The sequence below is a fragment of the Halovibrio salipaludis genome (assembly GCF_002286965.1).
GTDB classification, from domain to species: Bacteria; Pseudomonadota; Gammaproteobacteria; order Pseudomonadales; family Oleiphilaceae; genus Halospina; species Halospina salipaludis.
The window spans coordinates 553,584-566,348 of record NZ_NSKD01000001.1; the positions used below are offsets into that span (position 1 = coordinate 553,584).

At 65.8% G+C, this 12,765-nt stretch carries 7 protein-coding genes; all 7 read right to left on the reverse strand.

Annotated elements, in window-relative coordinates:
• Window positions 1–17: 17 nt before the first annotated feature.
• The 7 genes from CK501_RS02725 to pilG all read right to left on the reverse strand — a co-directional run bounded on the left by CK501_RS02725 (window position 18) and on the right by pilG (window position 12,703).
• A complete protein-coding gene (locus tag CK501_RS02725) occupies window positions 18–1,064 on the reverse strand; it encodes a chemotaxis protein CheB (RefSeq protein ID WP_095616179.1) in 1,047 nt (348 codons plus the stop codon).
• Complete coding sequence (locus tag CK501_RS02730) at window positions 1,061–8,188, reverse strand: Hpt domain-containing protein (protein WP_143421371.1); 7,128 nt, start codon at window positions 8,186–8,188, stop codon at window positions 1,061–1,063. The genes CK501_RS02725 and CK501_RS02730 overlap by 4 nt, the downstream gene beginning before the upstream one ends.
• Complete coding sequence (locus tag CK501_RS02735) at window positions 8,172–9,095, reverse strand: CheR family methyltransferase (protein WP_269844177.1); 924 nt, start codon at window positions 9,093–9,095, stop codon at window positions 8,172–8,174. Before CK501_RS02735 ends, CK501_RS02730 begins: the two co-directional genes overlap by 17 nt.
• Before the next feature lie 30 nt (window positions 9,096–9,125).
• Window positions 9,126–11,258, reverse strand: coding sequence for a methyl-accepting chemotaxis protein (locus tag CK501_RS02740; RefSeq protein WP_095616181.1), 2,133 nt, complete (start codon window positions 11,256–11,258; stop codon window positions 9,126–9,128).
• 68 nt (window positions 11,259–11,326) lie between these two features.
• On the reverse strand, window positions 11,327–11,887 hold the full coding sequence (locus tag CK501_RS02745) for a chemotaxis protein CheW (protein WP_095616182.1): 561 nt from the start codon (window positions 11,885–11,887) through the stop codon (window positions 11,327–11,329).
• 13 nt (window positions 11,888–11,900) lie between these two features.
• Window positions 11,901–12,263 carry a twitching motility response regulator PilH gene (gene pilH, locus CK501_RS02750; protein ID WP_095616183.1) on the reverse strand — a complete coding sequence of 121 codons (363 nt, stop codon included), beginning with the start codon at window positions 12,261–12,263 and terminating at the stop codon, window positions 11,901–11,903.
• Between the two features lie 47 nt (window positions 12,264–12,310).
• Window positions 12,311–12,703 (reverse strand): twitching motility response regulator PilG, encoded by a 393-nt coding sequence (gene pilG, locus CK501_RS02755; protein WP_095616184.1) that lies wholly within the window; start codon window positions 12,701–12,703, stop codon window positions 12,311–12,313.
• Between the last annotated feature and the right edge of the window lie 62 nt (window positions 12,704–12,765).

Sequence of the window (12,765 nt, forward strand, 5' to 3'; positions counted from 1 at the left end):
GTTCCTTGCAGGTCGAATCAGGCTGAATGGCATCGGGAGCGGCCCGCCAGCAGGCTCTGTTCCTCGAGCAGCCGCAGAAGCCGTGCTGCCAGCTCGCGTGGATCGCCCTGGAAATCCGCCGTACCGGTGGCCAGGACGGATTCCGGCATGGCCGGGCTGGCGCAGGTATCCGGGCGCTGGACCCAGACGTGACCGCCTGCCTGGTTGAGGGCGGGTGCGGCCAGGGCGCCGTCGTTTCCCATGCCGCTGAAGATGATGCTGTGGCAGTGGCCGCCGTGCACCCGCGCGATATGGGTCATCACCTCGTCGATGGAGGGGCCGTAGGGGCCGGACCAGGGCTCCTCGCGGAGCTGCATCCGGGCCTCCCCGTCCAGCCAGAGCGCCTGTTCCACGGGCACCTGCAGGATCTCGCCGCAGCGCAGCGTGCGGTCCTGTACGGCAGTGACCAGACGCCATTCCGAGTCGCGGGTCAGCACCCGGCTGAGCACGCTGCTGAAATGGGCATCGATGTGCTGGGCGTAGACAAAGGCGATGGGCAGGCGGCCGGGCAGGGCATCGAGGAAGGCCTTCACGGCCGCGGGGCCACCCAGTGAGGCGCCCAGAATCCAGATCTCCCGGGCCGGTTCGTCTTCGCCCGCCGGTTCCAGCCAGTTGGGCATGGGCAGGCGTTCCCGGGTTTCCGGCTGCGCGGCCAGTGCATCCAGGCTGCCTTCATTCTCAAGCGCCTCCAGGCGGCCCAGCTGGTCCTCCAGCTTGGCGAACAGGCGCCGCTCCCAGCGCACGTATTCCTGGCGACCCGGCTCCGGTGCCGCGCCCGGGCCGAACAGCAGGGGGCGCTCGTCCTCCGCCAGCAGCGCCTCGATCAGCTCCGGGTATTCCTCCTCATCGGTGAGCTCCACCAGGCAGAGGTCCGCCTCGGGGGTCGGGTCCAGGGCGGCAAAACGCTCCGGGTCGCCGATGAACGCAACGGGCAGGCCGTGCCGGTCCAGCGCCTGCTGCAGACGGTGGCGCTGGAGCACGTCGTCGGCGATGACGATCACGCCCCTGCCCCTGCCCGTGCTCATTGCTCCTCTCCGACGCTGGCATGCTCCATGATGGTGTCCAGAAGCTCCTGCTCCTGGAACGGCTTGCCGAGGTAATGGTTGACCCCAATGGCCTCGGCCCGCTCCCGGTGTTTATCACCGGTCCGGGAGGTGATCATGATGATGGGCACGTCACTGAGCTTGCTGTCGTGCCGGATGAAGCTGGCCACCTCGAAGCCGTCCATGCGCGGCATCTCGATATCGAGCAGCACGATGTCCGGCCGGCGGTCCTGGAGCTGGCCGACGGCGTCGAGCCCGTCCTTGGCCAGCAGCACTTCCATGCCGTGGCGTTCCAGCAGCCGCGAGGTGACCTTGCGGACCGTGACCGAGTCGTCCACCACCATGACCTGGGTCGGGCGCTGCTCTCGCGGTGTCTCGCGGGTCTCGACCTGGGCCAGCATGCGCTGGCGCTGGGCCAGGATGTCGCCACGGATCATGGCCGGGAGGTCGAGGATCACCACCACGTTGCCGTCGCCCAGGATGGTGGCCCCGGAGACGCCGCGCACGCTGCCGAACTGCGGCCCCAGGGATTTCACCACGATCTCGCGGCTGCCCATGAGGCTGTCCACCTGCAGGGCCATGGGCTGGTCGGCGCCGCGCACCAGCATCACCGGCAGCGGCAGGGCCTGGCCCTGGAGCTTGGGCTGGCTGTCGGAGTTGAGCAGGGCGCCCAGGTACTGCAGGCGGTACTGCTGGCCGGCGTATTCGTACATGGGGGCGTCGGGCTGGTAGTACTCCTCCAGCTCGTAGGTGGAGACCCGCACAATACCCTCGATGGTGTTCAGCGGGATGGCGTAGTAGTCGTCGCCGATGGTGACCATCAGCGCCCGGTTCACGGACACCGTGAACGGCAGCCGCACCGTGAAGATGGTGCCTTCGCCCAGGGTGGAGTTGATGTCCAGGCTGCCGCCGAGCTGCTTGATCTCGCTGGCGACCACGTCCATGCCCACGCCGCGCCCGGAGATCTGGGTGACGGAGGCAGCGGTGGAGAAGCCGGGCTGCAGGATGAACTGCAGGATCTCGTGGTCGGTCAGGTCCTCGCCGCTTTCCAGAAGTCCCTGCTTGATGGCCTTCTGGCGGACCTTTTCCGTGTCGATCCCGCCGCCGTCGTCCCTGAGGCGCAGCACCACTTCGCCGCCTTCGCGGCTGAGATCCAGGCGCACGTTGCCGGTGGTGGGCTTGCCGGCCTGTTCGCGTTCGCCGGCATCCTCGATGCCGTGGTCGATGGCGTTGCGCAGCATGTGCTCCAGTGGCGCCACCATGCGGTCCAGTACCGTCCGGTCCAGCTCGCCCTCGGCGTTGTTCACCTCGAAGTGGGCCTTCTTGCCGGTTTCGCCGGAGATCTGGCGCACGATCCGGCGCAGGCGCGGCACCATCGAGGAGAACGGTACCATGCGCGTCTTCATGAGCCCTTCCTGGAGCTCGGTGTTGGTGCGTTGCTGCTGCAGCAGCAGGGTCTCGGCGTCACGCACCTTGTCGCTCATGGTCTCGCGCAGGTCGGCCAGGTCCGAGGCGGATTCCGACAGGGCCCGTGACAGCTGCTGGATGGCCGAGTAACGGTCCATTTCCAGCGGGTCGAAGTCCTGGTCGTAGTCAGGGCCGAACTCCTGCTCGGCGCGGTGCAGGATCTGGGCCTCGGTCTCAATCTCCATCCGGCGCAGCTGCTCGCGCAGGCGGTCCGTGGTGGCCGCCATTTCGTCCAGGGTATGGCTGAAGTCGCTGATCTGCTGTTCCAGCCGGCCGCGGGTGATACTGGTCTCACCGGCGAGGTTGACCATCTCGTCCATGAGCTGGGCATTGACCCGCAGGGTCTCCTGGGCGCTGCGGGCCAGTTCGGCCCGGCGCTGGTCCCGGGCCTGCTGCTGGGGCTGGGTCTGCTGCTCGCCGGCAGTCGTTTCCGGGGTGTTCTGTGCTTCGGGCTCCGCCGGCTCTTCCGGCGCTCCGGTCGTTTCCCCGGCGCCGGCCGGTTCCGTCTGCGGGGCCGGTGCTGCCGCCTCGGGCTGCTGTTCCCCCGCATCCCCCTGCCAGGTGCGGCGGACCTGTTCCACCCGGCTGATGATCTCGTCATGGAGGCCGTGGATCTCCTCCCACTGGTCTTCCGTGGGCCGGTTGCCCTCGGATTCAATCCGTGAGAGCAGACTCTCGAAACGGTGAGCCTTTTCGCCCAGGGTGGTCAGTTCCGCCAGCCGGGCGCCGCCCTTGATGGTGTGCAGGGCGCGCTGTGCCTCCTGGCTGTGGGTGGCCTCGTCGCCGTCCTCCGCCTTCTGCCAGGCGGCCAGGGTGTGGTCCAGGGTATCCACCAGCTCGCCGGCTTCCTCCAGGAAGATCTCGAGGACTTCGGGATCCACGTTGCTGGGGTCGTCTTCGGCCTCGTCGCCCGTTGTGGTTTCACCGGCTTCCGCCCCGGTCGCATCGGCCGCCAGTGACTCACCGGCCTCAACCCGGTCCAGCATGCCACCCAGCCGGGTCAGGCTCTGCTGGCTGAAGCTCAGGGCCTGGTGGCTGTCGCCGGCGCCTTCGATGACGCTGTCGAGGGTGCTTTCCCAGGTATCCGCGAGCTCGGCAATGGGTTCAAGCTCGGACAGGCGGGCGCCGCCCTTGAGGGTGTGGAGCTCTTCGCGCATCCGCGCCATGGGCTCACCCTGTTCGGGGTCGCCTTCCCAGTCCCGGACGGCCTGCTCAAGGGCATTCTCGATCTCGCGGGCTTCGTCCAGGAAGAGAACACTGAGTTCATTCTCGGGCGCGCTTGTGGGCTCCGCTTCGGGTTCGGCGGTGGCCTCTGCTGTCGATGTCTGCTCCGATGTTTCGGGCTCGGGCTCGGGCTCGGGCTCGGGCTCTTTGGCTTCGGTCTCTGCTGCCGGGGTGGCCGTTTCGCCACGCATCAGGGCGTGCACCCTTTCGGTCAGCTCATCCGCCGGTTCACAGGGCTGGAAGGCACTGGTCTGATCCACCATCCGCGCCAGTGCGTCATGGCAGGCGAGCAGGGTGTCGCCGGTGGCTTCGCCCAGCGCCAGCCGGCCTTCGGCCACGCGCTCGAACAGGTCCTCCAGCGAGTGCGACAGGTCCGCGATAGGCGCGATCTCCGCCATACGGGCGCCGCCCTTGAGGGTATGCAGCTCACGCTGGAGCGTTTTCGCCAGCTCGGTGTTGTCCGGTTCGGAAATGTACTGGTGCAGCGCCTCGCCGGTGCTGTCGATCAGCTCATGGGCTTCCTCGAGGAAGATTTCCGCCAGTTCCGGGTCGATGTCCGCGCTGGCCTCCCCGCCACTGGCGGTTTCATCCTGTTCTACAGGCTCAGGCTCAGGCTCAGGCTCAGGCTCAGGCTCAGGCTCAGGCTCAGGCTCAGGCTCAGGCTCAGGCTCAGGCTCAGGTGCCGGTTCCGCTTCGATGTCTTCGTTCAGGGCTTCGTCCATGGACGCCAGATCCCCGCCAAAGCGTTCCTCGAAGACCTGTTGTTCGGCGTCAGTGCGGGCCTGGCGCAGGTCCGCCGCCTGTTCGTTGAGGCGGGTCACGAGACCGGCCGGGGATTCGGTGGCAAGCCCGGCGGCCAGCTGGTCCATGAGGTTGATCATGGCCTCGTGGGCTTCCCGCAGCAGCGGTGTCAGCTGGTCCACGGGCAGATCCGTGGTTTCGATGACCTCCTCGTAGAGGTGCTGCAGGGCCCCGGCGAGTTCACTGACGTGCTGCACCTGGGCGCGATCGGCACTGGCGCTGAGCGTGGCCAGGCTGTCGATCAGGGCCTTCAGGGGCGCTTCGCCCGTATTGCCTTCCAGCCACTGCTCCAGGGTCTGGTCGGCGTCGAGCAGCTGTTCGATGCCTTCATTGAGGAAGATGCTGATCAGGCTGTTGTCGCCGGCCGTCCCGGTTTCGGGTGTGGTGGTGCCGGCCGGGGGCGCCTCGTCGGGGTAGCGCGCCTGGTGCAGGTTCCGCAGGTCGGTGAGGAAGGTATCCGTGCCGTCGAGAGGGGTCAGGGGATCGCTGGTCAGGCGCTCCAGCCCTTCCTGCACAAAGTCGCGCACCCGCCGGATGAGGCTGATCACCTCGGGGTCGGCCCGGTCGCCCGCGGCCCGGGCCCGTTTGACGAACTTCTCCATGGGCGCGGTGACCCGGGCGATGGGCTCGATGCCGGCGGTGTGTGCGCTGCCCTTGAGGGTGTGCAGCGCGCGCGAGAGGTTGTCGGTGTAGTCGGCTGTCTCCTGGCCTTCGGCGTCCGCCAGGAAGGTGTCCAGCGCCTCCAGGTGGCTGTCGGCCTCGGAACGGAAGATGTCCATGAGCATCGGGTCGAGCTCGGGCTCTTCGACGTCCGCCAGCTCTTCGGCCGGGGCTTCGGGAGCCGGCGCTTCGGGCTCGGCTTCCGGCATGGGTTCGGCGTCCAGAACCTCACCACGGGCAAGGGCATTGGCGCGCTCCTCAAGCCGTGTCGTGTCAACGGAGGGGGCGCGCTGTTGCCGGAAATCTTCCACCAGGGTGGGGATGGCGTTGGTCACCTCCTGCAGCACCGATGCCATGTCATCGCTCATGAAGAGGGTGCCGTCCAGGACGCGGTTGAGGGCATTCTCCACCGCCCAGGCCAGTTCGCCGATGCGTTCCGCCTCGACCATGCGCCCACTGCCCTTGAGGGTATGGAAGGCGCGGCGGACTTCGGTGAGGGCGCTGGTGTTCTCGTAGCTTTCCAGAAGCCGCGGCAGGTATTCATGGATGGTTTCCAGGACTTCCTCTGCCTCCTCGATGAAGATATCGAGGATCTCCTGGTCCACAAGCGGCTCGTCGGCGGCTGACGCCTCTGTTTCCGGCACCGGTGCCGCCGTCGTTTCAGGCTGCGGCTCCGCTTCTGTTTCCCTGTCTTCTTGCTCCGGCTCCGGCTCCGGCTCCGGCTCCTCGCGAACCGCGTGCTCTGCGTCTGTGTCCTCGGGCTCCTCGGCATTGCGGGTATCCGCGAGGCCGTGTGCCTCGCTCATCAGGTCGTCCACATCGCCGGTGGCCTCACCGTCACGGAAGGACTGGATCAGGCCGGGGAGTCGTTCGATCACCCGGTCGAGCAGGCTCATGATGCGCTCACCGGGCTGGATGGAGCGGTCCAGAACGCGGTTCAGCAGGTTCTCGACCGACCAGGCAAGCTCGCCGATGCTGGTCGCCCCCACGAGGCGGCCGCTGCCTTTGAGGGTATGGAAGGCGCGGCGCACTTCGCTCAGTGCCTGATGGTTCTCGTGGTCAGCCCGGAAGGTCGGGTAATGCTGCTGGATGGCCTCCAGAACCTCGTCGGCCTCTTCCACGAAGATCTCAAGGATGTCGTCATCCAGCAGTTCGGAATCGCGCTCCTTGGGCGGTTCCGCGGTGGCGGCAGCAGCGCTGTCGGCGGGCGCCGCTTCGGTGGCCTCATCGGCTTCCTGTTCGGGGGCCGTGCGGGTCGGTTCGCGTCCGGGGGGGAATCCGAGGCTTTCCAGGCGTTCCTCGGCCATGGCGAGGATGGCATCGTTGTCGTCGATGCCGTCCATCAGCCGCTCCAGGTGATATTCGATGCTGGTGATGGCGTCCGCGAGGGTATCGAGCTGTTCCCAGTTGGGCGTCCAGACGCCGTCAATCAGCACGTCCTGGATGAAACGCTCGCAGGCCCCCAGGGCGGTGGCGGTGCGCTCCAGCGGAATCAGGTGCAGGCTGCCGCGGATGCTGTAGAGCAGTTCCGGCACGCCACTGATGGCGTCGGTATTCCACTGGGATGCGATGAAGTTGACCACACCGGTCTTCACCTGCTCCAGCGCGTTGCGGGATTCGCGCAGTACGGCGCCGCCGGCTTCGGTGGCCTGGATGCCGGTGATGCGGTGATCGGTACTGTCCCCGGCATCGGACGTTTGTTGGCTTTCGCCTTCAGAGAGGCCGGAGATCGCGGCTTCCACATAGAGCAGTGCCCCGGCGATGTCCATCAGTGTGCCGTCGTCCACGGCATCCGCACTGGCTGCCAGCTGGTCGATCCGTTCGATCTGGTCGTTGATGACCCGCTGGCTGGTGCCCTGTCGCAGCATGGCGAGAGTGTTGGCCACCTGGCGCAGGCCCGGGAGCAGTTCCGCGAGATCGGCATTGCTGCGCTCGTGGGCGCGCACGAACAGGTCAAGCCGGTCCTTGATGGTGTTGAGTTCCTCGGTAAGCACCTCCACCACCGAGCTCATGGCCGCCCGCGCCGGCGCCTGGCTCTGGCCGTGGTCGCCGGTGTCGTCCGGGAGCGCTTCCCGCAGGCGGTAGCGCTCCACCATGGTGCTGACGCGCTCGCTCTCGCAGTCCGCGCCACGGGCGACGTAATAGAGCAGGTTCTTGAGGGTATCCTCGGGAACGGACTGGCTGAGGATGGTCTCGTTCTCGCTGATCAGCCGTTCCAGCTCGCCATCGAGATCGCTGATCAGTGCCAGGGTGGCTGCGCCCATGGCGTTGTGGCCGGACTTCAGAGTATCAACAAGGGCCCCCGCGGCCTGCCAGATCTCACCCTGGGGGGTTCTCTGGCAGAGTTTGATCAGCCGGGTGATGACCTTGTCGAGATAGTCCAGGTGGGTGTCCACATCCACGCCCCGTTCCAGGCCGGCGCGGGCGAACTGGAACATCTGCTGGAGCTTGCGCACCTTGTCGAGCACGCCGGAGGCGGTGAGGCGCTGGTTGACCTGGGCCGGTGCCTGAAAACGTGCCGGGGTCAGGTCCGGATTGAACAGGGCACTGGCGGAGAGGAAGGTTTCGCCGCGCGCGGCCCGCAGGTCATTGAGCAGCGGAAGCAGCCGCAGGGGCACATCCTCACTGCGGGATTGCAGTGTACTGAGGTAATCCGGCAGCTGCAGGATGCTCTGCATCAGGCTGCCGATGGCCGTGTCGCTGTCCCCGGGCTCATGGTTGAGCAGGGCTTCGGCCAGGGCTTCCATCTCCGCCGCGACCAGGCCGGCGCCCTCGAGCTGGACCATCCGGAGCGTGCCGTGAACCTGATGCAGGTGGTTCAGGCAGAACCGGAGCTGGGCCAGATCCTCGCGGTTCTCGGCAAAGGCTTCCAGCGCATGCTGGCTCTGTCTGAGCGTTTCCTGGATTTCGCCCCTCACCCAGTGGAGGGAAAGGCTGTCATCGTGCTGGGCCATGATCACTCCGGTTGCCATTCTGGGGGTCCGATCGCTGCCAGGCGAGGACCTTACGTGCTGCCACAGGGGTCAGCTCCGGGTGCTGCCAGTCTGTCAGTTCGCCCTGCCCGAGAATCAGCAGTCCGCCCGGGGCGAGCAGATCGGCCAGTCGGTTGGCGATGTCCCGCCGCCGCCAGCGGCGGAAGTAGATAAGCACATTCTGGCAGAAAATGATGTCCATGCCGTGCATGGGCGCGTGTCGCAGTTCAAGAATATTGAGCTGGGAGAAGCTGACGCGCTTCCTGAGCTCCGGAATCACGGAGACACTGTGGTCCGTCAGGGTCTCGAAATAGTGGGACTGCCAGTAAGGGTCCGTACCCGCGAGCCGACGCGGTCCGTAAACACCGTGGCGGGCTTTATCCAGTGCCACCAGGCTGATGTCGGTGCCGGTAACGCCGAAATAGCGGCGTCCTGCTGCCTCGCTGGCGGCCTTATGCAGGATCATGGCCAGGGTGTAGGCTTCCTCGCCGGTGGCGCACCCCAGGCTCCAGGCCTCGAGGGTTCTGCAGCCGTGTTCCCGGTAGCGCTCACGGGCGTACTCGGCCACCAGCTCAAAGGCGTCCCCGTCGCGGAAGAAGCGGGTCTCCTGGACGGTCAGCCGGTCCACCAGGGTTGCCCATTCGGCAATGGCACCGGGGCCGTACATGACCTTCTCGTAGTAGGCCTGGTAGCTGGGAAAACCGAGTTCCCGGAGGCGGGTGCCCACATTGGCTTCCAGAAAGGAGCGCCGCTCCGGGGTCAGCGTCATGCCGGTACGCGATTCAAGCAGGTCCCGCCATTGCTCGAACTGGGCGTCATCCATGGCCATCCCCGGCGCGAAGCCGGGCATGGCCATTGTGGATGGGTTGTCGTTTTCAGCATTGACCATGGTACGCCCGCACCTGACCGGTGGTTCTGATTAACGGACTGTCGGGACATCCTGGTCGCTGTCATCCCCGTCATCCATGGGCTCGTCCTCGTCGGGAACCTGCGGGGCTTCCGGCTCAGACTGTGCCTGCTCGCTCTCGCCCGCCGTCTCCGGCAGCTTGAAGCCGGCCACGGACTCACGCAGCTCGGCGGCCATCGCTGCCAGGTTGCCGATGGACTCGGCGGTCTGGTTGGTACCCGAGGAGGTCTGCGAGGTGATCTCCTGGATCACGTTCATGGTGTTCGAGATGTGCGCCGCCGAGGACGACTGCTGGCGTGCCGCGTTGGAGATGTTCTGGATCAGTTCCGCCAGGTTGGTGGATACGTTCTCGATCTCCTCCAGGGCGACACCGGCGTCCTGGGCCAGACGGGCACCACGCACCACCTCGGAGGTGGTGTGCTCCATGGAGATAACGGCTTCGTTGGTGTCCGACTGGATCGTCTTGACCAGGGCCTCGATCTGCTTGGTTGCCGCCGAGGAGCGTTCCGCCAGGCGCTGGACCTCGTCCGCGACCACCGCGAAGCCACGGCCCGCGTCACCGGCCATGGAGGCCTGGATGGCGGCGTTCAGCGACAGGATGTTGGTCTGGTCGGCGATGTCGTTGATCAGCGATACGATGTCGCCGATCTCCTGGGAGGATTCACCCAGGCGCTTGATCCGCTTGGAGGTTTCCTGGATCTGCTCGCGGATGTCGTCCATGCCCTTGATGGTGTTCTGCACCACTTCGGCGCCTTTCTTGGCGATGGATACTGAGCGTTCCGCCACCGAGGAGGATTCGGAGGCGTTGGACGATACCTGGTCGATGGAGACCGCCATTTCGTTCACGGCTGCCGAGGCACCCGCAATCTCCTGGGCCTGGTGCTCCGAGGCCTCGGCCAGCTGCTTGGCCGTGGCCTGGGTCTGCTCGGCGGAGGAGGCGACGTTCACGGCCGTGTCGCGGATGGACTGCACCAGGGTGCGCATCTGGTCGATGGCGTAGTTGATGGAGTCCGCGATGGCGCCGGTGAAGTCCTCGGTGACCGTGGCCTCGGTGGTCAGGTCACCATCGGCGAGGTCGGCCAGTTCGTCCAGCAGCCGCAGGATGGCGTTCTGGTTCTGCTCGTTCTGCTCCTGGGTCTCGCGCAGCCGGCGCTGGGAGGCCTGGTACAGGGCCACGCCGATGGCGATGATGTTGGCCAGGATGGCGATCAGGATCACGTAGGCCCACAGCGGCGTGACGATGTGGCTGCGGTTCTGGACCAGGGAGACCAGCTCCGAGGTTTCACTCAGCAGTTCAGGGCTCTGGCTGAAAATGGTGTTGGCGGAGTCCCGCGCCTGGAACAGGTCCGGGGAGAAGTTGAGGATCCGGTCGACGTTCTCGTCCACCACGCTGAAGAGCTCGTTCTCGACATATTCGAGGATGAACTGCGCGTCCGGATCCTCCAGCGCGCTCACATCCATGGATTCGTCGCCACGCAGCTGGGCGTTGAGCACGCGGCCGAAGCGCTGGGCGTCCTGGCCGAACTGGTTGGCGGCCACCACCGCGTCCTCGTCACCACTGAGGATGTTGTTCACGCTCCGGGCGATACGCTCGGCCAGCAGCGACTGGCGCTGGGCCAGTGAGATCTGCTGGGGAGCCGCTTCGGTGTTGATGAGGATGTCCACCACGTCCTCGTATTCCACCTGCAGGTCCGGAATGATGCTGTTGAGTTCGCCGGCCACCTGGTGCAGCTCAAGCACCCCGCTGCGGGTGGCGAGGATCTCATCGGCGTTGGTCCGTACATCGTTCCACAGCGATTGCACCTCGGTTTCCCCGGTGAGCTCGAGCGGGGGCAGGCCGGTTTCCGGGTTGCCTTCGCGCAGATAGCCCCAGAGCTCATCGAACCGGTCACGGGAGCTCTGGAGCTGGTCGAAGGCCGACTCGGTGCCGCCCGCCGCCTCGGTGGCGTTCTTGGCGATCTCCTGGGAGAGCACCCGCAGGTCACCCGCGTAGTCGATGTACTGGGCATCATGGCTGCTGTTGCGGTTGATCAGGAACAGCACCACCACCAGCGCAATGGTCAGCACCCCGAGCAGACCGATCAGACCCACAATGGGCCGATTGGCGCTCTGCGCTGAGATGAATTTTCCGGCACGGTTCTGCATTTTCGGCTCCTGGCCTGTCACTCTGATGTTGTTTTTGATTGATGGATCCGGTGGCTACCACACGCGCACTACCAGTGCGCGACATCCAGAAACTGTTCATTTTCGGCCAGCGCCAGTGTGGAAAACACGTTCCACACCTCGTCACTGCGCTGGTAAGCCCCCCGCAGGAAGGGTTTCACCACCGCGGGAGGATCCTCCGGGTCCGGCACATGACTGTCGACACTGAAGTACTGCATTCCGAGGACGTCATCCACCACCAGCCCGCTGAACAGGTTGCCCTGTTCGATGACCAGCACGCGGCGTTCACGCAGGGCGCCGGCGGGCCTGGGCAGACCAAAGTAGAGGGCCAGATCGGTGATCGGAAGCAGGCGGCCGCGGACGTTGGCGACGCCGAGCATGAAGGCCCGGACGCCGGGAACCGGGGTGAACCGGGGGACGTCCAGGATTTCGACCACCTCACCCATGGGGGCCACATACCGCTGGCCCGCCAGGGTGAACCCGATACCGCTGAACAGTTCGACCGCTTCTTCCTGCTTGGGCAGCCCGGCCGCCTGTTCACGGCTGCGCCGGGCAATGTCCGTCAGGACGCTGAACGGGTCGGCTTCGGGGGAGGTGGCCTGCGCGGACATCCGGAGCTCCCGTTCAGCTCAGCAGGTCGTCGATGGTCTTGAGCAGCTCGTCCTCGGGCACGGGCTTGACCAGATAGCCACGGGCGCCCTGGCGCGTGCCCCAGACGCGGTCGGTTTCCTGGTCCTTGGTGGTCACGATGACCACCGGGATGTGCTGGGTTTCCGAGCTGCGGGTCAGCTGCCGGGTTGCCTGGAAGCCGTTCAGCCCGGGCATGACCACGTCCATGAGGACCAGGTCCGGCTGCTCCGAACGGGCGATGGCCACGCCGTCGGAGCCATTGTCGGCACTGAGTACTTCGTGGCCGTTCTTGGTCAGCAGTCCGGAGATCTTTTTCACCTCTGTGGGTGAGTCGTCAACGATCAGGATGCGAGCCATGGGTTCCTCTACTCTGGGTCGTCAAATGATGGGGCATGCCGGCGCTGTTATTCCTGGCGTGCGGGCATGTGGTCGCGGATGGTGCCGAGCAGCTCATCCTTGCTGAAGGGCTTCGTCAGGTACTGGTCCGACCCCACGATGCGGCCCTTCGCCTTGTCGAAGAGGCCGTCCTTGCTCGACAGCATGATCACGGGCGTCTGTTTGAAGGCATCATTGTTCTTGATCAGGGCGCAGGTCTGATAGCCATCAAGCCGTGGCATCATGATGTCCACGAAGATGATGTCCGGCTGGGAGTCCGCGATCTTGGCGAGTGCGTCAAAGCCATCGGTGGCGGTGATGACTTCGCAGCCCACTTTCTTGAGAAGGGTTTCAGCGGTGCGACGGATGGTTTTGCTGTCGTCGATCACCATGACTTTGAGGTTTTCGAAGTTATCGTCCATTGTCCAACAGCCCTGCGCTAGAGATAGAGATCATTATTGTTGTCGGCGGCCCGGATGGCGTC